The following is a 21,739-nucleotide window of genomic DNA, read 5'->3' on the forward strand; positions in this document are numbered from 1 at the left end:
TAAGGCTCGATAAAGATAAGAACAGACACGCACCGATCATAGTTGATCGGCGCGCGTTATCGCGAGGGCCGGCGATCGTTGTTCAGCGCAGGTTCAGCGACGAACCGGACGCTTCTGCAACTTGCGCTGCAAGGTGCGCCGATGCATGCCCAAGGCGCGGGCCGTGGCGGAGATGTTGCCTTCGTGCTCGGTCAGCACGCGCTGGATGTGTTCCCACTGCAAACGGTCGACCGACATCGGGTTTTCCGGGACCAGACTGTCGAGGTCGGCGTGCTCGGACAACAGCGCCGCCAGTACGTCGTCGGCGTCCGCCGGTTTGCACAGGTAATTGCAGGCGCCGCGCTTGATCGCTTCGACAGCCGTGGCAATGCTCGAATAACCGGTGAGGATCACCACGCGCATTTCCGGATCCAGTTCCAGCAGCTTGGGCAGCAGCACCAAGCCAGAGTCGCCGTCCATTTTCAGATCCAGCGCGGCATAGTCCGGCAGATCGGCCTGGGCAATCACCAGCCCTTCTTCAGCAGAACCGGCGGTGCTGACGCGGAAACCACGGCGGGCCATGGCGCGCGCCATCACGCGGGTAAACGTCGCGTCGTCGTCAACCAGCAGCAAATGCGGCAGTTCTTCGCCTTCGACTTGAATTTCGTCACTCATGTTGGTCTCCTCGGGCGGCACGGGGCAGGCGCAGCTCGGTGAGCGTACCGCCTTCCTCATGACTATAGAGTTTCACTGAGCCGCCGGCGCGAGTCACGCTGGCCTTGCTCAAAAACAGGCCCAGGCCGAAACCTTTGCCCTTGGTGGTAAAAAACGGTTTGCCGATCTGCTCGGCAATCGCCAGCGGCACACCGGCACCGTGGTCGCGAATGCTGATGGTCAGGTTTTCGGCGTCCCAGTCGAGGGTTACCTGCAGGTTTTCCGGGCAGGCATCGGCGGCATTGTTCAACAGATTGAGCAGCGCCTGCGTCAAGTCCGGCGGCGGCGCCATGCGCGGTACGGTGCCCTGACCCAGCCGCTGGAAGCGATAACTGGCTTCCGGACGCATCAAATGCCAGCGGTTCAGGGCTTCATCGAGCCAGTCGGTGACATCCTGCATTTCTACCGCCAGGCGGCGGTTGGCCTCGGCGGCGCGCACCAGTTGCTGCAACGTTTGCTTGCACAGTTTGACCTGATCCTGCAGCACCTTGAGATCGTCCTGCAAGAGCGGGTCGGGATGATCCTGCTGCATCTCATTGAGCAACACACTCATGGTCGCCAGCGGCGTGCCCAATTCATGGGCTGCACCGGCGGCCTGAGTGGCCACGGCGAGCAATTGCTGATCGCGCAGGCCTTCTTCGCGGCGAATCGCCCGCAGTTCTTCCTGACGGCGAAGCTCTTCCGCCATGCGCGCGGCAAAAAAGGTAATGACCGCAGCGGCAAGGGCAAAACTCAACCACATGCCGTAGATCTGCAAGTTCTCGCGGGCGATCGGGAAATTTTCCAGCGGAAACGGATAGAACCTTGCCAGCAGCAGGGTATAGAGCGCCAACGCGATGCCGGACAAAATCACCGAATAACGCCACGGCAACGTCACTGCCGCGATGGTCAGCGGCACCAGATAATAAGAAACGAACGGATTGGTCGAACCGCCGGAGAAATACAACAAGGCGCTGTGGATAAACAGATCGCAAGCCAGTTGCAGGGCATATTCCAGTTCGGTCACCGGCCATGACGTGCGCAACCGCACGGCGGTGAATACGCAGAGCAGAATTGAACAGCCAAGGGTCATCGCCAGTTGCACCCACGGCAACGGCAACAACTGGAGCCAGTAGGCCAGCCCGACCGAACCGGCCTGAGCGGCAAGCACCAGCGTGCGGATAAACGTCAGCCGCCAGAGGTTCTGGCGTGTGGCGGATGTGAGTTGAACGGGGGCGAGCATGAGCTCTCCTGATGAGCGCTCCAGGCGGATCGCACGGAGTATAACCAACGTGCGGCCGGGAGAGGCGAATGTGCGGCAAACGACCACAGGTGGCCTACGGCAGTTTTGAGCTGCAAGCTGCAAGCTTTAGGTAAAAACAGAAGCAGAAGCCTGTTGCTTCTTCAGCTGGAAGCTTGCAGCTTGAAACTTGCAGCTGCCACACCCAGTCTTATAGATTCACGCAGGTCTCGGATTGATCCGCTGCGTCCCCCCTCAAGGAGTTTTCATGCACACATTTCGCCGCCGCGCCGCCCTTCTCGCCCTGACGATCGGCAGCGTCGCCAGTCTGCCCGCCCTGGCCGCCGATGAACTGCATTACAACCAGATTTCACTGCGCGCCGAAGTCAGCCAGGAAGTGGCACGCGACCTGATGATCGTCACGCTCTACACCGAAGAACAGAACAGCGATCCGACCAAACTCGCCGCCGACATCAGCACCACCATGAACAAGGCGCTGGCCCAGGCCAAGCAAGTCAAAGACATCACCTTGCGCCAGGGCAGCCGCAACAGCTATCCGATCTACGACACCAAGGGTCAGAAAATCACCGGTTGGCGCGAACGCGCCGAACTGCGCCTGGAAAGCGCCGATTTCGCCGCCCTGTCCAAACTCACTGGCGAACTGCTGACCGACCTGAAAATGGGCGGCATGGACTTCGCCATCGCCGACCCGACACGCAAGGCCAGCGAAGATAAATTGCTGAAAGAAGCCGTCACCGCCTTCAAGGCCCGCGCGCAACTCACCACTGACGCCCTCGGTGGCAAGGGCTACAAAATCGTCAACCTGAACCTCAACGCCAACGGTTTCCCACAACCGTACCGGCGCGCACCGATGATGATGAAAGCGGCGGCCATGGATTCGGCACCGGTCACGCCTGAAGTTGAGGCTGGCACCAGCCAGGTCAGCATGACGGCGGATGGCTCGATTGAAGTGTTGATGCAATAAGGCTGAATAAAAAACCGGCGCCCCGTGGAGGGTCGCCGGTTTTTTTGTGCCCGGGATTTGCGGTGACCGGGCTCGCGAAGCACGATAACCCGCGAGTCAGTGTTGCGGATCAACCCGATCCAGCGCCCGGTTCACGGCCAGCTCCGCCAACATGACAATCTGCTGAATGGCCAGCGCCGTGTTGCGCTGCGGCGCATTCAATTGCGCGGCAAAATCACTGGCCATGACATTCGCCGACGCCAGCGACTCACAGGCATGGGCCAACAGGCTTTCAGTGTCGATGTGTGAATGAACCAAGAACATCGTGCTCGGTTGGCGTGGGTTCGAGGGTGGCGGATTGAGATAGAAATCGAGGGCGCGCTTGGTGGCTTCGCAATCTTTGATGACTTCTTCGGCGCGGGTCTTTTCGGCTAAAGGGGTGGTGATGATGAAGGGTGGGTCGGGGACGATTTTCTTAGTCATTTTGTAGATCTCTTGGACTTGATTAAAGCCATCACTCCTCGTTTCTCACGCGTCGAAGTGGTGGCAGCTATGTGCGGAGTGAGAAACCGGTAAGAGATCAACCCGGCCGAACCGAAGTCCGCCCGCACACAGCCGCCATAGAGATTGCCGGCAGCCAAGTGAGCTGGCGGCGATTATGAAGCTAGTGGCATTGGATTGAAAACCTCAACGGGCTCTCACACCCGATCGCTGAGCTTCCAGCGACAAGCCCAGACTAGAGAGCCCACGTCCGACGGACAACCTGAAAACATCGTGGGAAAGGTTCCTGATTTTGAAACGGATTTAAACATTCAAAACTCGGAACACGGAACACGGAGCGTCCCTGGCTGCATTCCCACGCGGAGCGTGGGAACGATCAGTACGCCAGAAAAAGAGCGGGCGGCTGTCAGGCCGCCCTCGCTGGCAAACCAGCCCCCACATGGGTTGGCGCTACACCGCACTTTGGCTCTTCACCACTCAACAGGCCGTCAGCTCGCCTGCAGCTCTTGATTTTGATTCACCCGCCCCTTCGGAAGACTGAGTAGAGGTGTTCATTCGGGGCCGGCATTCCGGCGACCGCCAAAGGGACTCGACCGTCAGGGCGAAACCGCCAGCCACCACACCCGAAGCAACGGATCTTCACCCAAAAGTGCTACCAAACGAACCAGAGGTTGCACCCGGCACAACCCACTCCCAGAACGATCAACAAATGCGCACCTTAAACACGCCCTAACCCAAAAAGCTGTTAATCCAGAGTCAGCAAAACCACAAAAACCTCCGAAGCCAGACAGGTATAAATAAGTAACACCCAGCCCCACCTCAGCGCAAAAGCCAAAAAACACGCACCAGAAAAGGGCGTCACTTGCACCGCAAAAACCACTCGCAAACGGTCAAATGCGTCAAAACTTACACAGATGCGACATTAAGGTACGCCCGTGCCACCGTTTGAAGCTTGCGACGGCTCTGGAACTTGCAATGGGTACGGCGCCTGCATAAGTATCCGCAGGCACGACTCACGAGGTCGTACCTCACTACTAAAAAATGACAACAAATCATGAGGCCAACATGCTTAAACACGCGGTCATTCCGTTTTTAGTCGGCGCAGGCTTATTAGCCTCCGCACCATTCGCATCCGCTGCGACTAACCTGGTGTTCTGCTCCGAAGGGAGCCCTGCCGGATTCGATCCAGGCCAGTACACCACCGGAACCGACTTCGACGCCTCTGCAGAAACCATGTTCAACCGCCTGACCCAGTTCGAGCGCGGCGGCACTGCCGTGATTCCTGGTCTGGCAACCAAGTGGGACATTACTGAAGACGGCCTGAACTACACCTTCCACCTGCGCGAAGGCGTCAAGTTCCACACCACCCCGTACTTCAAGCCGACTCGCGAATTCAACGCCGACGACGTGCTGTTCACCTTTAATCGCATGATTAACAAGGATGACCCGTTCCGTAAGGCGTACCCGACCGAATTCCCATACTTCACCGACATGGGGATGGACACCAACATCACCAAGATCGATAAAGTCGACGATCACACGGTCAAGTTCACCCTGAAAGATGTCGACGCCGCGTTCATTCAGAACATGGCCATGAGCTTCGCCTCGATCCAGTCCGCCGAGTACGCTGCCCAGCTGCTCAAGGATGGCAAGGCCGCCGATATCAACCAGAAACCGATCGGCACCGGTCCGTTCGTGTTCAAGAGCTATCAGAAAGACTCGAACATCCGTTACACCGGCAACAAGGACTACTGGAAGCCTGAAGACGTCAAGATCGATAACCTGATCTTCGCCATCACCACCGACCCGTCGGTGCGTATCCAGAAGCTGAAAAAGAACGAATGCCAGGTCACCCTCTTCCCGCGTCCGGCCGACCTGAAAGCGCTCAAAGAAGATAAAAACCTGAAGATGCCTGACCAGGCCGGTTTCAACCTCGGCTACATCGCCTACAACGTGATGGACAAGGTCAAGGGCAGCAACGAGCCGAACCCGCTGGCCAACCTGAAAGTCCGTCAGGCACTGGACATGGCTGTCAACAAGCCACAGATCATTGATTCGGTTTACCAGGGCGCGGGCCAGTTGGCCGTCAACGCCATGCCGCCGACCCAGTGGTCTTACGACACCACCATCAAGGACGCCAAGTACGGCCCTGAGAAAGCCAAAGAGCTGCTCAAGGAAGCCGGCGTCAAGGAAGGTACCGAGATCGTCCTCTGGGCGATGCCGGTTCAGCGTCCGTATAACCCGAACGCCAAGCTGATGGCCGAAATGCTCCAGTCCGACTGGAAGAAGATCGGTCTGAACGTGAAGATCCAGAGCTACGAATGGGGCGAGTACATCAAGCGCTCCAAAGGTGGCGAGAACCAGGCCATGATCATTGGCTGGAGCGGTGACAACGGTGATCCGGACAACTGGCTCAACGTGCTGTTTGGTTGCGACTCCCTGAGTGGCAACAACTTCTCCAAATGGTGTGACAAGAAGTTCGACGGCCTCGTGAAAGAAGCCAAGCGCACGACCGACCAGGGCAAGCGCACCGAACTGTACAAAGAGGCACAACACGTTCTCAAAGACGCGGTGCCGATGACACCTATCGCTCACTCGACGGTGTTCCAACCCATGCGCGCCAACGTGCAGGATTTCAAGATCAGCCCATTCGGCCTGAACTCCTTCTACGGCGTAAGCGTCAGCAAGTAAGGTCTTGCAGCGGCGACGTTTATGTCGTCGCCGCTGCTTTATCTACCGAACGACTAGGAATTTACTTACAGCCGATTCTCCTTATTCGATAAGGCGAAGGCGTAGGTCGTGTTGCCATTTCCTACGAGTCTTTAGGACTCTACGCATTTACTGCCAGACCCACGGCCCCTACCGTCGGGATCTGACCAGTTTGCGCGTGGGCTGTCGGTTTGCCGATGCACTGGATTGAACCCGATGCCGCCCTGCGTCCCACGATGGGATGTCGGCGGATTGGATAACACTAAAAAAAAGAGGGAGCGTCATGCGCCATTCCTTGGTTTTCTCCGCACTGTTGAGCGCCGGCCTGCTGGCTGTCGCATCCACCGGCCACGCCGCCAGCAAGAGCCTGGTGTTTTGTTCCGAAGGCAGCCCGGCGGGCTTCGACACGGCTCAATACACGACAGCCACCGATAATGACGCGGCCGAACCGATCTACAACCGTCTGGTCGAGTTCGAAAAAGGCGCGACCAATGTCGTCCCGGGTCTGGCCACTCGCTGGGATATTTCCGAGGACGGGCTCAAGTACACGTTCCACCTGCGTGAAGGCGTGAAATTTCATACAACGCCTTACTTCAAACCCACGCGAGATTTCAACGCCGACGACGTGCTGTTTACCTTCAACCGCATGCTCGATCCGCAACAGCCATTCCGTAAGGCTTATCCGACCGAGTTCCCGTATTTCAACGGGATGAGCCTGAACAAGAACATCGCCAAGGTCGAGAAGACCGGGCCGATGACCGTGGTGATGACGCTCAACAGCGTCGATGCCGCGTTCGTGCAGAACATCGCCATGAGCTTCGCCGCGATTCTGTCCGCCGAATACGCCGACAAACTGCTGGCCGAGGGCAAGCCGAGCGACATCAACCAGAAGCCGATCGGCACCGGACCGTTCGTGTTCAAGAGCTATCAGAAAGACTCGAACATCCGTTACACCGGCAATAAGCAGTACTGGGATCCGAGCCGGGTCAAGCTCGACAATCTGATCTTCGCGATCAACACCGATGCATCGGTGCGGGTACAGAAGCTCAAGGCCAACGAATGCCAGGTCACCCTGCATCCGCGCCCTGCCGACGTGCCGGCGTTGAAGAACGACCCGAAACTGCAGTTGATCGATAAACCCGGTTTCAACCTCGGTTACATCGCCTACAACGTGCGCCACAAGCCGTTCGATCAGCTCGAAGTGCGTCAGGCGCTGGACATGGCGGTGAACAAGCAAAGCATCCTCAACGCCGTGTATCAGGGTGCCGGTCAACTGGCGGTCAACGCCATGCCACCGACGCAATGGTCGTATGACGAAACCATCAAGGACGCTGCCTACAACCCGGAAAAGGCTCGAGAACTGCTCAAGGCTGCCGGCGTCAAGGAAGGCACCGAAATCACCCTGTGGGCGATGCCGGTTCAGCGTCCGTATAACCCGAACGCCAAACTGATGGCCGAAATGCTTCAGGCCGACTGGGCCAAGATCGGCCTGAAAGTGAAGATCGTCAGCTACGAATGGGGCGAGTACATCAAGCGCACCAAAAACGGCGAGCATGACGTCAGCCTGATCGGCTGGACTGGCGACAATGGCGATCCCGACAACTGGCTCGGCACGCTGTACAGCTGCGATGCCATTGGCGGCAACAACTACTCCATGTGGTGCGACCCGGCTTACGACAAGCTGATTAAAGAGGCCAAGATCGTCACTGACCGCGACCAGCGCACCGTGCTTTATAAACAGGCGCAGCAGTTGCTCAAACAGCAAGTGCCGATCACGCCGGTCGCCCACTCAACGGTCAACCAGCCGTTGAGCGCCAAAGTCGAGGGATTCAAAGTCAGTCCTTTCGGCCGTAACGTGTTTTCGGGTGTCAGCATCGATTAAACAAACAACCGATTAGCCGCAACGCTGAGGGGGCCGTCTACCCCCTCACGCAAGCGTGTTGCCGGAATTCGCCTTTCAGGCCTCCTGCAAACGTTTGCGATGTGTGAATGAGTTCTAAACCAAAAACCGGTTCACCCAAAAAGACCGGTAAAAAAAAGAAAGTAAAGGAGCTTCACCCATGAAACTGAGCAGCACCGCGTTACTGGCTTTGGCCATCAGCAGCATCACCGCCGGGGCCCATGCCGAAAGCGTCAGCCAGGCATTCGTTCCGACCCAACTGGCGAGCACCAGCGCGCAGTCCGAAGCCAAAGGCTTCATCGACGGCCAAAGCCTGTCGGGCAGCACCCGTAACTGGTACGCCAACGAAGAGAAAAAGCGTGGCGGTACGTTCGGCTACGAACGTCACGGTGAAGAGCTGTCCGGTTCGCGCCGGATCAACTGGGTTCAGGGCACCATCCTGAACTACACCTCGGGCTTCACCCAAGGCACCGTCGGTTTCAGCACCGAAGTGGCGGCGTACAACGCCATCGCGCTGGATCGCAGCCGCGAAGACATCAAGGGCGGCTCCAACCGTACCCTGGCGCACTCCAACGGCGACGCTGTCGACCAGTGGAGCAAACTCGGTCTGGCGAACGTGAAAGCACGTATCTCCAACACCACCCTGACCGCCGGCCGCCAGAACTTCAGCAGCCCGATCGTCGACGTCATCGGCAACCGTCCGTTGCCTTCGAGCTTCGAAGGTGTGTCGATCCACAGCGCCGAGTTCGACAACCTGTCGTTCGACCTGGGCACTTTCGACCGCGTCTCCCCGCGTTCCGAGCAGAGCCTGTCGAAGTTCCGCAGCGAATACACCAACAACGGCGCTGAGACCGACCACGTCAACACCGCCGGCCTGAACTACCAGCCGCTGAAGAGCCTGACCACCAGCCTCTACGCCACCCAGGCTGAAGACTTCTGGAACCAGTACTACTTCGGCGCGAGCCACGAACTGGGCGACAGCCAGGTGCTGAGCCTGACCACCGGCCTGAACTACTACAAGACCGTCGACGAAGGCAAAAAGTTGATGGGCAACATCGACAACGATACCTACTCGCTGTCGCTGGGCCTGGCTCACCAGGCCCACAGCCTGACCTTCTCGTACCAGCAAGTGAACGGTAACGAGTACTTCGACTACCTGCACGAAACCAACGGCATCTACCTGGCCAACTCCCTGCTGTCGGACTTCAACGGCCCGAACGAAAAGTCCTTCCAGGTCGCATACGGCCTGAACATGGCTGAATACGGCGTGCCAGGCCTGAAGTTCAACGTCTACAACGCGCACGGCTGGGGCATCGACGGTACTCACTACCGTGGCACCGCTTACGACGTTCGCAGCCAGGACGGCGAGAGCCACTATGAATACGGCATCGGTGCTTCGTACGCCGTGCAGAGCGGCCCGCTCAAGGCCACCGCTATTCGCGCGACCTACACCACTCACCGCGCCAGCGAAAACCAGTCGGACGGCAGCATCAACGAGTTCCGTCTCGTGACCACCATCCCGTTCAAAATTTTGTAAGAAACGCCAACCGACGGCTGACTCATGATGAGTCGGCCGTTCGGTTTTTTGTCTTCAACCGATTGCAGAGGGTTCTTGATGAAAATGCTTCCCCTACGAGCAGCCGTTGCTGCCGCATTGCTGAGTGTCGCCCTGGGCGTCTCGGCCAAACCCTTGGTGGTCTGCACCGAAGCCAGTCCGGAAGGCTTCGACATGGTTCAGTACACGACTGCAGTCACGGCCGATGCGGTGGCTGAAACGATCTTCAACCGTCTGGTCGACTTCAAGCCTGGCACCACCGAATTGGTCCCGGCACTGGCCGACTCCTGGGAAATCAGCGATGACGGTCTGACGTACACGTTCCACCTGCGCAAAGGCGTCAAGTTCCACACCACCGAATACTTCAAGCCGACCCGTGACATGAATGCCGACGATGTGCTTTGGAGCTTCCAGCGTCAGCTGGACCCGAATCACCCTTGGCACAAACTGTCGAGCGTGGGCTTCCCGTACTTTGAAAGCATGGGCTTCAAGGAACTGCTCAAGAACGTGGAAAAGGTCGACGACTACACCGTCAAGTTCACCCTGACCCGCCGCGAAGCACCGTTCCTGGCCGACGTGGCCATGCCGTTCACCGCGATCTACTCCGCCGAGTACGCCGATCAGTTGCTCAAGGCCAACAAGACCGGCGACCTCAACAACAAGCCTGTCGGCACCGGCCCGTTCATCTTCCAGCGCTACGCCAAGGATGCGCAGGTTCGCTTCAAGACCAACCCGGAATATTTCCGTGGCAAGCCGCCGGCCGACGCGTTGATCCTGGCAATCGCCACCGACAACAACGTGCGCCTGCAAAAGCTCAAGGCCAACGAGTGCCAGATCGCGCTGTATCCCAAACCTGATGACATCCCGAGCATCAAGAAAGACAGCAATCTGAAGGTTGATGAACTGAACGCGATGACCGTTTCGTACATCGCCATGAACACCCAGCACAAATACATGAGCGATGTGCGCGTGCGTAAGGCGATCGACATCGCCTTCGACAAAGCCGCTTACGTCAATGCGCTGTTCGGCAAGGGCAACGCGACCGTCGCGGTCAACCCGTACCCGGACACTCTGCTCGGCTACAACACCGAGCTGAAAAATCCGCCACGTGACCTCGACAAGGCGCGCGCCCTGCTCAAGGAAGCCGGGGTTCCGGAAGGCACCGTGTTTACCCTGTTTACCCGTAACGGTGGTGGCCCGACCAACCCGAATCCGATGCTCGGCGCCCAGATGATGCAGGCGGATCTGGCGAAAGTCGGGATCAAGATCGACATCCGCGTGATGGAATGGGGCGAAATGCTTAAACGCGCCAAGAACGGTGAACACGATATGGTGTCTGCCGGATGGGCGGGTGATAACGGCGACCCGGATAACTTCCTGACGCCTATGCTCAGTTGCGAAGCGGCCAAGAACGGCGAAAACTACGCCCGCTGGTGCAACGAGAAGTTCCAGGCTCTGATTGACGAGGCCCGGGCCAAGGTCGATCCGGCTGAACGCGCCGCGCTCTACGAGCAGGCCCAGGTGTTGTTCAATCAGGATCAACCGTGGATCAGCATGGCCCACACCCGCATGTTTACTGCAATGCGCAACAACGTAGAGGGCTATCAAATAAGCCCGCTCACCACGAATAACTTCGCCACTACCCAGGTGAAGTAGATAAGAAAAACACCGGTCTCCCTGAACCAGGGGAGACCGGACACGCCTAACCGGCTGATGAGGTAGCACACAAGATGTTTAGTTTTATTGCCCGCCGACTGGGGTTGTTGATCCCCACGTTTTTCGGCATCACCTTGCTGACTTTCGCGTTGATTCGCATGATCCCCGGCGACCCCGTGGAAGTGATGATGGGCGAACGTCGGGTCGATCCCGAAATGCACGCTCAGGCAATGGAACGCCTAGGTCTGAACAAACCGCTGTATGCCCAGTATCTGGACTACATCGGCAAACTGGCTCAAGGCGACCTCGGTGAATCCCTGCGTACGCGCACCAGCGTCTGGACCGAGTTCACTTCCCTCTTCCCGGCGACCCTGGAACTGTCCATGGCCGCCCTGCTGTTCGCCGGCATTCTGGGCCTTCTGGCCGGGGTGATTGCGGCACTTAAGCGAGGATCCCTGTTCGACCACGGGGTGATGGGCATCTCCCTGGCGGGATATTCGATGCCGATCTTCTGGTGGGGCCTGATCCTGATCATGTTCTTCTCGGTGAGCCTGGGCTGGACGCCGGTTTCCGGGCGGATCGACCTGCTCTACGACATCGAGCCGCGCACCGGTTTCATGTTGATCGACACGCTGCTGGCCGATGACGTCGGCGCGTTCCTCGACGCCCTGCATCACCTGATCCTGCCGGCCATCGTGCTGGGCACCATTCCGCTGGCGGTGATCGCGCGGATGACCCGTTCGTCGATGCTCGAAGTGCTGCGCGAGGATTACATCCGCACCGCCAAGGCCAAGGGTCTGTCGCCATCGCGTGTAGTGTTCGTGCACGGTCTGCGTAACGCACTGATTCCGGTGTTGACCGTGGTCGGCCTGCAAGTCGGCACACTGCTGGCCGGCGCGGTTTTGACCGAAACCATTTTCTCCTGGCCCGGCATCGGCAAATGGCTGATCGAGGCCATCGGCGCCCGGGACTATCCGGTCGTGCAAAACGGCATCCTGCTAATCGCCTGCCTGGTGATTGTGGTGAACTTCGTGGTGGACATCCTCTACGGCTTCGCCAACCCACGCATCCGTCATCAGCGCTGAGATCAAGATCATGACCACTCCCGTTTCCTCAGCAGCCACGACCGCCACGGCCGTCGATCAAAGCCTGCTGTACCCGTCTCCGTACAAAGAATTCTGGCAAGCGTTTTCCAAGAACAAGGGCGCCGTCGCCGGCCTGATGTTCATGTTGCTGGTGATTTTCTGCGCACTGTTCGCGCCGTGGGTTGCCCCGCACGATCCGAGCGAGCAATACCGCGACTTCCTGCTGACGCCGCCAGCCTGGCTCGAAGGTGGGCAGATACAATTTCTGCTCGGCACCGATGAACTGGGTCGCGATCTGCTCTCGCGCCTGATCCAGGGTTCGCGCCTGTCGCTGCTGATCGGCTTGTCGTCGGTGGTGATGTCGCTGATCCCGGGCATTCTGCTGGGCCTGTTCGCCGGTTTCTTCCCGAAGATTCTCGGCCCGTCGATCATGCGTCTGATGGACATCATGCTCGCCCTGCCGTCGCTGCTGCTGGCTGTGGCGATCGTCGCCATCCTCGGCCCTGGCCTGATCAACACCGTGATCGCGATTGCCGTGGTCTCGCTGCCTTCGTATGTACGTCTGACCCGCGCTGCGGTGATGGGCGAACTGAACCGCGACTACGTGACCGCCGCGCGCCTGGCCGGTGCCGGTCTGCCGCGCCTGATGTTCATCACCGTGCTGCCGAACTGCATGGCGCCGCTGATCGTTCAAGCGACCTTGAGCTTCTCCTCGGCGATTCTCGACGCTGCGGCGCTGGGCTTCCTCGGTCTTGGCGTACAACCGCCAACCCCTGAGTGGGGCACCATGCTGGCCTCGGCCCGCGACTACATCGAACGCGCCTGGTGGGTAGTCAGTCTGCCTGGTTTGACCATTTTGCTCAGCGTGCTGGCAATCAACTTGATGGGCGACGGTCTGCGCGATGCGCTGGACCCGAAACTCAAGAACGCCGCCTGAGGAGATTCCCATGTCACTGCTAGAAATCAAGAATCTCAACGTGCGCTTCGGCGACAAGACTGCTACGCCGGTTGTTGATGGACTCGACCTGAAAGTCGACAAAGGCGAAGTGCTGGCGATCGTTGGCGAATCGGGCTCGGGCAAATCCGTGACCATGATGGCGCTGATGGGGCTGATTGAGCATCCCGGCATCGTCACCGCCGACTCGCTCAGCTTTGACGGCAAAGACATGCTCAAACTGAGCAATCGTCAACGTCGGCAAATCGTCGGCAAAGACTTGTCGATGGTGTTCCAGGATCCGATGACCGCGCTCAACCCGAGCTATACCGTCGGTTTCCAGATTGAAGAAGTGCTGCGCCTGCACCTGAAAATGTCCGGCAAGCAAGCGCGCAAACGTGCCATCGAACTGCTGGAAAAAGTCGAGATCCCGGGCGCCGCCAGCCGTATGGACGCTTACCCGCATCAACTGTCCGGCGGCATGAGCCAGCGTGTCGCAATCGCCATGGCGATTGCCGGCGAGCCGAAACTGCTGATCGCCGATGAGCCGACCACGGCCCTCGACGTGACGATTCAGGCGCAGATCATGGATCTGCTGCTGGCGTTGCAGAAAGAACAGAACATGGGCTTGGTGCTGATCACTCACGACCTCGCGGTCGTGGCTGAAACCGCCCAGCGCGTGTGCGTGATGTATGCCGGCCAGGCCGTTGAAGTCGGCCAGGTGCCACAACTGTTCGACATCCCGGCGCACCCGTACAGCGAAGCGCTGCTCAAGGCGATTCCGGAACACAGCCTCGGCGCCGAGCGTCTGGCGACTCTGCCGGGCATCGTCCCGGGTCGTTACGACCGTCCACAGGGTTGCCTGCTGTCGCCGCGCTGCCCGTACGTGCAGGACAATTGCCGCACCCAACGTCCGGCCCTCGATCCGAAAAGCCACAGCCTCGCCCGCTGCTTCTACCCGCTGAACCAGGAGGTGGCGTAATGGCCGTCGTACTTACCGCCCGCGACCTCACCCGTCACTACGAAGTGTCCCGTGGCCTGTTCAAGGGCCACGCGACCGTGCGCGCGCTGAACGGCGTGTCGTTCGAACTGGAAGCCGGCAAGACCCTCGCGGTCGTCGGTGAATCGGGTTGCGGCAAATCCACCCTCGCCCGCGCGTTGACCCTGATCGAAGAACCGTCGTCGGGTTCGCTGCAAATCGCCGGTCAGGAAGTCGCCGGCGCCGACAAGGCCCAGCGCAAACAACTGCGCAAAGACGTGCAGATGGTGTTCCAGAGCCCGTACGCCTCGTTGAACCCACGGCAGAAAATCGGTGATCAACTGGCCGAGCCGCTGCTGATCAACACCAGCCTGAGTGCCGCCGAACGTCGCGAGAAAGTCCAGGCGATGATGAAGCAGGTCGGCTTGCGTCCCGAGCACTACCAGCGTTATCCGCACATGTTCTCTGGCGGTCAGCGTCAGCGGATCGCGCTGGCCCGGGCGATGATGCTGCAACCGAAAGTGCTGGTGGCGGACGAACCGACCTCGGCGCTCGACGTATCGATTCAAGCGCAGGTGCTGAACCTGTTCATGGATTTGCAGCAGGAATTCAACACGGCGTATGTGTTCATCTCGCACAACCTGGCGGTGGTGCGTCATGTCGCTGACCATGTGATGGTCATGTACCTCGGCCGGCCGGTGGAAATGGGCCCGAAAGAGGACATCTATACCCGCCCTCTGCACCCGTACACCCAAGCGCTTTTGTCGGCGACCCCGACGATTCATCCGGATCCGGACAAGCCGAAAATCAAGATCGTCGGCGAACTGCCCAACCCGTTGAATCCGCCATCGGGCTGCGCGTTCCACAAGCGTTGCCCGTATGCGACCGAGCGTTGCAGCACCGAAGAGCCACTGCTGCGCCCGCTCGACGGGCGTCAGGTGGCTTGCCACTACGCCGAGCAGTTCCTCGACGGCGCTGCGTAAACGCAAAAAAATGTGGGAGCGGGCTTGCTCGCGAAGGCGTTGTAACAGTCAACTTTTTCATCGACTGACACTCTGCATTCGCGAGCAAGCCCGCTCCCACAGGGGTCGGGTTGATTCAGACTCAACTGTCACCAACCCCTTCTACTCCGATTGCGCATCAGTCAGGGAAGAAGGGGTTTTCTTTTGCCCGGCAGTTATGTCTGGCTATCGCCATCGTCATCCGGGCCGTCCGGATCATCGCTGTCCGGCTCCTCCGTGGTCGAGTCATCGTCATCAGCACTGCCGCCCTGATCCTGATCACCGGGCTCTGACTCGGATTTGGCGAGCATCAACCCGCTGTGCCCGATTTGCCCATTGAAGGCCTGAGAATCATGATCCTCACACTCCGCCCAAGCCGTCGCGGCTGTGCCGAGGGACAGCATGACCATCACTTTCAACAGCAATAAAACGCGTAGCAACCTGTTCTTCATAGCCGAGCCCATCCTTCGCAGGTGAAACACAGAATCTAGTTCCAATCTCAGGGTAAGACGCTGGCGAGATTCGGAAATGCCCCGTTACGGCAGAATGGTTGGCAATAATCGTTATGCCGAAAAGATCAAAAGATCTGCAAAAAAAGGCGAAGCCCGAAAGCTTCGCCTTTTATTTGCCTGAACATCTGTCGCTTAGTGATGCTCACGCGTCGCACGGAACTTCACGTCCGGCCAGCGCTCTTCCATCAGTGCCAGGTTGACCCGGGTCGGGGCGAGGTAGGTCAGGTGACCGCCGCCGTCCACTGCCAGGTTTTCCACGGCTTTGTTGGAAAATTCTTCGAGTTTCTTCTTGTCGGCGCATTCGATCCAGCGCGCGGAGTAGACGGTGATCGGCTCGTAGGAGCATTCGACCTTGTATTCCTCTTTCAAACGGCTGGCGACGACGTCGAACTGCAGCACACCGACGGCGCCGAGGATGATGTCGTTGCTGCGCTCCGGGAAGAACACTTGCGTGGCGCCTTCTTCGGCCAGTTGTTGCAGGCCCTGGCGCAGTTGCTTGGATTTCAGCGGATCGCGCAGGCGCACGCGGCGGAACAGTTCCGGGGCGAAGTGCGGGATACCCGTGAAGCCCAGGGTTTCGCCTTCGCTGAAGGTGTCGCCGATCTGGATCGTGCCGTGGTTGTGCAGACCGATGATGTCCCCGGCAAAGGCTTCTTCAAGCTGCTCACGCTCGGAGGAGAAGAACGTCAGGGCGTCGCCGATGCGCACGTCCTTGCCGGTGCGCACGTGGCGCATCTTCATGCCTTTTTCGTACTTGCCGGAACAGATGCGCATGAAGGCGATGCGGTCGCGGTGCTTCGGATCCATGTTCGCCTGGATCTTGAAGATGAAACCCGAGAACTTCTCTTCCACCGGCTCCACGGTGCGCTCGTTGGCCACACGGGCCAGCGGACGCGGCGCCCAGTCGACCACGGCGTCGAGCACGTGGTCGACACCGAAGTTGCCCAGCGCCGTACCGAAGAACACCGGGGTCAGCTGACCGTCGAGGAATTCCTGTTGGTTGAACTCATGGCAAGCGCCCTGCACCAGCTCAAGCTGCTCGACGAAACGATCGTACTCGTCGCCCAAGTGGGCGCGGGCTTCGTCGGAATCGAGCTTCTCGATGATCTTGGTTTCGGTGCGTTCGTGACCGTGCCCGGCGGTGTAGACAATGATGTAGTCATCGGCCAGGTGGTACACGCCTTTGAAATCGCGGTAGCAACCGATCGGCCAGGTGATCGGCGCAGCCTTGATCTTCAGGACGGCTTCGATTTCGTCGAGCAGTTCGATCGGGTCGCGGATGTCACGGTCGAGTTTGTTGATGAAGCTGACAATCGGCGTGTCACGCAGACGGCAGACGTCCATCAGCGCGATGGTGCGAGGCTCGACACCTTTACCGCCATCGAGCACCATCAGCGCCGAGTCCACCGCAGTCAGGGTGCGGTAGGTATCTTCGGAGAAGTCTTCGTGGCCCGGGGTGTCGAGCAGGTTGATCATGTGGTCGCGATACGGGAACTGCATGACCGACGTGGTAATGGAAATACCCCGTTGTTTCTCCATCTCCATCCAGTCGGATGTCGCATGGCGATCGGATTTACGCGATTTCACCGTGCCGGCCACTGCAATCGCCTTGCCCATCAACAGGAGCTTTTCGGTGATGGTGGTTTTACCGGCATCGGGGTGGGAAATAATGGCGAAAGTGCGGCGTTTCGCGACTTCGGCGGCCTGGTTGGTCATGGGAAATCGCCTGGCGGTGATTCAAAAAAGGGCCGCGATTATAGCCCAACTCAGCTCAATAACCGAACCGTTGAGCACATTAGGGGTGGCCAAATGCTGTCTCAGATGGGAACCTTTTAAAGCACGGAGACGTCCATCCCCTGTTACGACATGTCGTCAGGGGCTGAAAAATCAGCAAGTTAGCTTGACGAAGCTGCGCTCATGGCTTGATTCCATGCCATCTTACCGGCATTGACGAGCTGCTTCTCGCGAACGCTTTTTCCGGCAGCCAGGCATGGCATGCCACACGGAACTGCGCTCGCCGACTGAAACAAAAAAGGAGTCCGCCTGTGGCTATCCGCTATGGCAAAGGGCTGATGGGAGGTGCGGTGGTGATCGCGCTCCTGGCCCTGCTGATCCACTGGATCGGCATCAACACGATTGAACACTACCGCGACGATTTGTTGTTTTACCTGCAAGCTCATTTGATCCTCGTCCTCGCTTCAATGCTGGCCGCCCTTGTCGTGGGCATCCCCGCCGGCATTGCGCTCAGCCGTCCGAACATGGTCGGTCGTGCCGAACGCTTCATGCAAGTCTTCAACATCGGCAACACCGTACCGCCTCTCGCCGTACTCGCCATCGCCCTGGGCATCCTCGGCATCGGCAGTGGCCCCGCGATCTTCGCTCTGTTCCTCGCCTCGTTGCTGCCGATTGTGCGCAACACCTATGAAGGCTTGAAAAACGTTCAGGGCTCGCTCAAAGAAGCGGCCGTCGGCATCGGCATGACCCCGCGTCAGGTGCTGTGGAAAGTCGAATTACCGAATGCCGTACCGATCATCATCGGCGGCGTGCGCGTGGCCTTGGCGATCAACGTCGGAACGGCGCCGCTGGCCTTCCTGATCGGCGCCAACAGCCTCGGCAGCCTGATCTTCCCCGGCATTGCCTTGAATAATCAGCCGCAACTGGTGCTCGGCGCGGCGTGTACCGCCCTGCTCGCCCTGTTGCTCGACGGTCTGGTGACGATGGCCAGCCGCCTCTGGCTCGAACGCGGCTTGCGCCCGTCTTAAGCCTCGGCAAAGGAATATTCATGAAACGACTTAGCTTGATTTTAGGCTGCGTTCTGCTGTTCGCAGGATTCGCGCAAGCCGCTGAAAACCCCGTCATCCGCATCGGCGCCCGAGTGTTTACCGAACAGACCGTGCTCGCAGAAATCACTTCGCAATACCTGCGTACCAAGGGCTACGACGTGCGCATTACCGGTGGTCTGGGCAGCAACCTGGCGCGCAGTGCTCAGGAAAGCGGCCAACTGGACATGCTTTGGGAATACACCGGCGTGTCGCTGGTGGCGTACAACCACATCGACGAAAAACTCGACAGCGAACAGTCCTACGCCCGGGTGAAAGAACTCGACGCGAAAAAAGGCCTGGTCTGGCTCACACCGTCGAAATTCAGCAACACCTACGCCCTCGCCCTGCCGCAAAAGATCGCCGAGGAATATCCACAGATCAACAACATCAGCCAGTTGAACGCGGTGCTCAAGGAAGAAGCCGAGACCAATCATCTGGTCGCGCTGGACACCGAGTTCGCCAACCGCTCCGACGGTCTGCTCGGCATGGTCGAGCTCTACGACATGAACCTCAGCCGCAAAAACATCCGCCAGATGGACGCCGGCCTGGTCTACACGGCGTTGCGCAACAGTCAGGTGTTTGCCGGTCTGGTCTACACCACCGACGGGCGATTGAGCGCCTTCCACCTCAAACTGCTGGAAGACGACAAGCACTACTTCCCGGACTACACCGCCGCGCCAGTGGTGCGTCAGGATTTCCTCGACGCGCATCCGAAACTCGCCGACGAACTCAAGCCGCTGGCTGAACTGTTCGACGACGAAACCATGCGTCAACTGAACGCCCGGGTCGATGTCGATCACGAAAGTCCATCCACTGTTGCCGCCGATTTCCTGCGCCAACACCCGATCAACTGAGGAGGAAAAGTCATGGAATTCTTGAACGCCTTTTCCCACATCGACTGGCAACAGGTGATGCACCTGACCTGGCAGCACATCACGCTGGTGGGCATCGCCGTGACGCTGGCGATTCTGGTCGGCGTGCCACTGGGCATTTTGATGACCCGATTCCCGAGCCTCGCCGGCCCCTTGCAGGCCAGCGCTACGGTGTTGCTGACCGTGCCGTCGATTGCACTGTTCGGCCTGTTGTTGCCGTTCTATTCGAAATTCGGTCAGGGCCTGGGCCCGATGCCGGCGATCACCGCTGTGTTCCTTTATTCACTGCTGCCGATCATGCGCAATACCTACCTCGCCCTGACCGGCGTCGAGCCGGGCATCCGTGAAGCCGCACGCGGCATCGGCATGACCTTCGGCCAGCGCCTGCGCATGGTCGAACTGCCGATCGCCGTACCGGTCATTCTCGCTGGCGTGCGCACCGCCGTGGTGATGAACATCGGCGTGATGACCATCGCCGCCACCATCGGCGCCGGCGGTCTCGGCGTACTGATCCTTGCTTCCATCAGCCGCAGCGACATGTCGATGCTGATCGTCGGCGCCATTCTGGTGAGCCTCCTGGCCATCGCCGCCGACTTGATCCTGCAAGTGCTGCAACGCTCGTTGACTCCAAAAGGACTCCTGAAATGATCGAACTTCAAAACCTCAGCAAGACCTTCCAAAGCAACGGCAAAGACGTCAAAGCCGTGGACTCGGTGAGCCTGACCGTCAATGAAGGCGAGATCTGCGTGTTCCTCGGCCCGTCGGGTTGCGGCAAAAGCACCACGCTGAAAATGATCAACCGCCTGATCAAACCGACTTCCGGCAAGATCCTGATCAACGGTGAAGACACCACGGATCTCGACGAAGTGACCCTGCGTCGCAACATCGGTTACGTGATCCAGCAGATCGGTCTGTTCCCGAACATGACCATCGAGGAAAACATCGTGGTCGTGCCGAAACTGCTCGGGTGGGACAAACAGAAATGCCACGACCGTGCCCGCGAACTGATGAGCATGATCAAGCTTGAACCCAAGCAATATCTGCATCGTTACCCGCGCGAATTATCCGGTGGCCAACAACAGCGCATCGGCGTGATCCGCGCACTGGCGGCGGACGCGCCGTTACTGCTGATGGACGAACCGTTCGGTGCGGTCGACCCGATCAACCGCGAAATGATTCAGAACGAGTTCTTCGAGATGCAACGGGCACTGAACAAGACCGTGATCATGGTCAGCCACGACATTGACGAAGCGATCAAACTGGGCGACAAGATCGCGATTTTCCGCGCCGGCAAACTGTTGCAGATCGACCATCCAGACACGTTGCTCGCCCACCCGGCGGACGACTTCGTCAGCAACTTCGTCGGCCAGGACAGCACGCTCAAGCGCCTGTTGCTGGTGAAGGCCGAAGACGCGGCGGACAACGCGCCATCGGTAAGCCCTGAAACCCCGGTGGCCGATGCGCTGGAATTAATGGACGAACATGACCGTCGCTATGTAGTCGTCACCGACGGCGAGAACAAAGCGATGGGTTATGTAAGACGTCGCGACCTGCACCGTCAGACCGGCACCTGCGCGCAGTTCCTGCGCGAGTTCAACGCCACGGCGGCGTACGACGAGCATTTGCGCATCCTGTTGTCGCGCATGTACGAGTTCAACCGGGCGTGGCTGCCGGTGATGGATGCCGAGCGGGTGTTCCTCGGTGAGGTGACGCAGGAGTCGATTGCGGCTTATCTGAGTTCCGGTCGTTCGCGCGGAATGAAGACCAGCATCGTGTCGCCGGCAGACGCAGTAGTCGCCTAAAAATGCAAAACCTGTAGGAACGAGCCTGCTCGCGAAGGCGTCATGCCAGTCAACAATGATGTTGGCTGTGAAATCGTCATCGCGAGCAGGCTCGCTCCCACAGTTGACCGTGTTTTTTTCAGCCACTATGCGGTGGAAAAAAATATCAACACTCCTGCCGGTCAGCGCTGTACCCACGCATTCTTCAAAACTCCCAACTTACCCTCCATACCTTACTCTCGACGCCAACGTCGCCGATGTTGCCGCCATCACACTTACCTCTGAGTTGGTATGCAAAAGCGTCGAACGTGCAGGTATTTTTAACACTGCGAAAAACCTCAGGAACATCCGCCTGTCATCTGTGTCGGTTAAAAAGAGCGCAGCCCGTCACGCACGTCAGAAGAGTGCAAAAACGCGACATTTTTAGTTGATCTCACGCCCCTCACGCCCTAAAGTTCGCGCCGAACGTCCATGCTGGAAACGATCCATCCGGCTCAAGTACTGACGACGAGACAGCAAGGCCAAGGGCTGCGACCCATGGCCTTTTTGCTTTCGG

General features: G+C 58.8%; 18 protein-coding genes. 13 read left to right on the forward strand and 5 right to left on the reverse strand.

Going from position 1 to position 21,739, the window contains the following annotated elements; translation table 11 throughout:
- Positions 1 to 93: 93 nt before the first annotated feature.
- Together GIW69_RS01115 and GIW69_RS01120 are read right to left on the reverse strand one after the other, a co-directional pair.
- Positions 94 to 654: a response regulator transcription factor gene (locus tag GIW69_RS01115; protein ID WP_093226751.1), complete on the reverse strand. Its 561-nt coding sequence runs from the start codon at positions 652 to 654 to the stop codon at positions 94 to 96.
- Positions 647 to 1,915, reverse strand: coding sequence for an ATP-binding protein (locus GIW69_RS01120; RefSeq protein WP_236480309.1), 1,269 nt, complete (start codon positions 1,913 to 1,915; stop codon positions 647 to 649). Before GIW69_RS01120 ends, GIW69_RS01115 begins: the two co-directional genes overlap by 8 nt.
- Positions 1,916 to 2,180: 265 nt before the next feature.
- Here GIW69_RS01120 and GIW69_RS01125 point away from each other — a divergent pair, with 265 nt between their 5' ends.
- Positions 2,181 to 2,897 (forward strand): SIMPL domain-containing protein, encoded by a 717-nt coding sequence (locus GIW69_RS01125; protein WP_236480310.1) that lies wholly within the window; start codon positions 2,181 to 2,183, stop codon positions 2,895 to 2,897.
- Positions 2,898 to 2,993: 96 nt separating this feature from the next.
- Here GIW69_RS01125 and GIW69_RS01130 read toward each other — a convergent pair whose 3' ends face one another.
- Positions 2,994 to 3,359 carry a DUF6124 family protein gene (locus GIW69_RS01130; RefSeq protein ID WP_236480311.1) on the reverse strand — a complete coding sequence of 122 codons (366 nt, stop codon included), beginning with the start codon at positions 3,357 to 3,359 and terminating at the stop codon, positions 2,994 to 2,996.
- A gap of 1,083 nt (positions 3,360 to 4,442) precedes the next feature.
- On the opposite strand from GIW69_RS01130, the gene GIW69_RS01135 reads away from it, so the two are divergent.
- The 8 genes from GIW69_RS01135 (at position 4,443) to GIW69_RS01170 (ending at position 15,178) form a co-directional block, all read left to right on the forward strand.
- Positions 4,443 to 6,068, forward strand: a complete 1,626-nt coding sequence (locus tag GIW69_RS01135) for an ABC transporter substrate-binding protein (protein ID WP_236480312.1) — start codon at positions 4,443 to 4,445, stop codon at positions 6,066 to 6,068.
- A 301-nt stretch (positions 6,069 to 6,369) separates the two neighbouring features.
- On the forward strand, positions 6,370 to 7,968 hold the full coding sequence (locus GIW69_RS01140) for an ABC transporter substrate-binding protein (protein WP_236480313.1): 1,599 nt from the start codon (positions 6,370 to 6,372) through the stop codon (positions 7,966 to 7,968).
- A gap of 178 nt (positions 7,969 to 8,146) precedes the next feature.
- Positions 8,147 to 9,523 (forward strand): OprD family porin, encoded by a 1,377-nt coding sequence (locus tag GIW69_RS01145; protein ID WP_236480314.1) that lies wholly within the window; start codon positions 8,147 to 8,149, stop codon positions 9,521 to 9,523.
- A gap of 78 nt (positions 9,524 to 9,601) precedes the next feature.
- Positions 9,602 to 11,197, forward strand: coding sequence for an ABC transporter substrate-binding protein (locus GIW69_RS01150; protein WP_236480315.1), 1,596 nt, complete (start codon positions 9,602 to 9,604; stop codon positions 11,195 to 11,197).
- A 74-nt stretch (positions 11,198 to 11,271) separates the two neighbouring features.
- Entirely contained in the window at positions 11,272 to 12,282 is a 1,011-nt protein-coding gene (locus GIW69_RS01155) for an ABC transporter permease subunit (RefSeq protein ID WP_236480316.1), read from the forward strand.
- Between the two features lie 10 nt (positions 12,283 to 12,292).
- On the forward strand, positions 12,293 to 13,219 hold the full coding sequence (locus GIW69_RS01160) for an ABC transporter permease subunit (RefSeq protein WP_236480317.1): 927 nt from the start codon (positions 12,293 to 12,295) through the stop codon (positions 13,217 to 13,219).
- 10 nt (positions 13,220 to 13,229) lie between these two features.
- Positions 13,230 to 14,198, forward strand: coding sequence for an ABC transporter ATP-binding protein (locus GIW69_RS01165; protein ID WP_236480318.1), 969 nt, complete (start codon positions 13,230 to 13,232; stop codon positions 14,196 to 14,198).
- Positions 14,198 to 15,178, forward strand: coding sequence for a peptide ABC transporter ATP-binding protein (locus GIW69_RS01170; protein WP_236480319.1), 981 nt, complete (start codon positions 14,198 to 14,200; stop codon positions 15,176 to 15,178). Before GIW69_RS01165 ends, GIW69_RS01170 begins: the two co-directional genes overlap by 1 nt.
- 194 nt (positions 15,179 to 15,372) lie before the next feature.
- On the opposite strand, the gene GIW69_RS01175 is transcribed toward GIW69_RS01170, so the two are convergent.
- Together GIW69_RS01175 and GIW69_RS01180 are read right to left on the reverse strand one after the other, a co-directional pair.
- Entirely contained in the window at positions 15,373 to 15,648 is a 276-nt protein-coding gene (locus GIW69_RS01175) for a hypothetical protein (RefSeq protein ID WP_236480320.1), read from the reverse strand.
- Positions 15,649 to 15,840: 192 nt separating this feature from the next.
- A complete protein-coding gene (locus tag GIW69_RS01180; protein WP_236480321.1) occupies positions 15,841 to 17,424 on the reverse strand; it encodes a peptide chain release factor 3 in 1,584 nt (527 codons plus the stop codon).
- A gap of 356 nt (positions 17,425 to 17,780) precedes the next feature.
- Here GIW69_RS01180 and GIW69_RS01185 point away from each other — a divergent pair, with 356 nt between their 5' ends.
- The 4 genes from GIW69_RS01185 to GIW69_RS01200 are packed head-to-tail and all read left to right on the forward strand — an operon-like array spanning position 17,781 to position 21,204.
- Positions 17,781 to 18,470, forward strand: coding sequence for an ABC transporter permease (locus GIW69_RS01185; protein WP_236480406.1), 690 nt, complete (start codon positions 17,781 to 17,783; stop codon positions 18,468 to 18,470).
- A gap of 20 nt (positions 18,471 to 18,490) precedes the next feature.
- Positions 18,491 to 19,384: a glycine betaine ABC transporter substrate-binding protein gene (locus tag GIW69_RS01190; RefSeq protein ID WP_236480322.1), complete on the forward strand. Its 894-nt coding sequence runs from the start codon at positions 18,491 to 18,493 to the stop codon at positions 19,382 to 19,384.
- Positions 19,385 to 19,396: 12 nt separating this feature from the next.
- Entirely contained in the window at positions 19,397 to 20,050 is a 654-nt protein-coding gene (locus GIW69_RS01195) for an ABC transporter permease (RefSeq protein ID WP_236480323.1), read from the forward strand.
- Positions 20,047 to 21,204 (forward strand): ABC transporter ATP-binding protein, encoded by a 1,158-nt coding sequence (locus GIW69_RS01200; RefSeq protein ID WP_236480324.1) that lies wholly within the window; start codon positions 20,047 to 20,049, stop codon positions 21,202 to 21,204. The genes GIW69_RS01195 and GIW69_RS01200 overlap by 4 nt, the downstream gene beginning before the upstream one ends.
- Positions 21,205 to 21,739 lie beyond the last annotated feature (535 nt).

The sequence above is a fragment of the Pseudomonas syringae genome, assembly GCF_021605415.1.
In the GTDB taxonomy this organism is placed as follows: domain Bacteria; phylum Pseudomonadota; class Gammaproteobacteria; order Pseudomonadales; family Pseudomonadaceae; genus Aquipseudomonas; species Aquipseudomonas syringae_S.

Coding starts and splice junctions, on each gene's coding strand:
- GIW69_RS01185 (WP_236480406.1), top strand. CDS start 17,781: ATGGGAGGTGCGGTGGTGATCGCGCTCCTGGCCCTGCTGATCCACTGG.
- GIW69_RS01130 (WP_236480311.1), bottom strand. CDS start 3,359: ATGACTAAGAAAATCGTCCCCGACCCACCCTTCATCATCACCACCCCT.
- GIW69_RS01155 (WP_236480316.1), top strand. CDS start 11,272: ATGTTTAGTTTTATTGCCCGCCGACTGGGGTTGTTGATCCCCACGTTT.
- GIW69_RS01115 (WP_093226751.1), bottom strand. CDS start 654: ATGAGTGACGAAATTCAAGTCGAAGGCGAAGAACTGCCGCATTTGCTG.
- GIW69_RS01170 (WP_236480319.1), top strand. CDS start 14,198: ATGGCCGTCGTACTTACCGCCCGCGACCTCACCCGTCACTACGAAGTG.
- GIW69_RS01160 (WP_236480317.1), top strand. CDS start 12,293: ATGACCACTCCCGTTTCCTCAGCAGCCACGACCGCCACGGCCGTCGAT.
- GIW69_RS01135 (WP_236480312.1), top strand. CDS start 4,443: ATGCTTAAACACGCGGTCATTCCGTTTTTAGTCGGCGCAGGCTTATTA.
- GIW69_RS01145 (WP_236480314.1), top strand. CDS start 8,147: ATGAAACTGAGCAGCACCGCGTTACTGGCTTTGGCCATCAGCAGCATC.
- GIW69_RS01190 (WP_236480322.1), top strand. CDS start 18,491: ATGAAACGACTTAGCTTGATTTTAGGCTGCGTTCTGCTGTTCGCAGGA.
- GIW69_RS01200 (WP_236480324.1), top strand. CDS start 20,047: ATGATCGAACTTCAAAACCTCAGCAAGACCTTCCAAAGCAACGGCAAA.
- GIW69_RS01165 (WP_236480318.1), top strand. CDS start 13,230: ATGTCACTGCTAGAAATCAAGAATCTCAACGTGCGCTTCGGCGACAAG.
- GIW69_RS01125 (WP_236480310.1), top strand. CDS start 2,181: ATGCACACATTTCGCCGCCGCGCCGCCCTTCTCGCCCTGACGATCGGC.
- GIW69_RS01195 (WP_236480323.1), top strand. CDS start 19,397: ATGGAATTCTTGAACGCCTTTTCCCACATCGACTGGCAACAGGTGATG.
- GIW69_RS01120 (WP_236480309.1), bottom strand. CDS start 1,915: ATGCTCGCCCCCGTTCAACTCACATCCGCCACACGCCAGAACCTCTGG.
- GIW69_RS01175 (WP_236480320.1), bottom strand. CDS start 15,648: ATGAAGAACAGGTTGCTACGCGTTTTATTGCTGTTGAAAGTGATGGTC.
- GIW69_RS01180 (WP_236480321.1), bottom strand. CDS start 17,424: ATGACCAACCAGGCCGCCGAAGTCGCGAAACGCCGCACTTTCGCCATT.
- GIW69_RS01140 (WP_236480313.1), top strand. CDS start 6,370: ATGCGCCATTCCTTGGTTTTCTCCGCACTGTTGAGCGCCGGCCTGCTG.
- GIW69_RS01150 (WP_236480315.1), top strand. CDS start 9,602: ATGAAAATGCTTCCCCTACGAGCAGCCGTTGCTGCCGCATTGCTGAGT.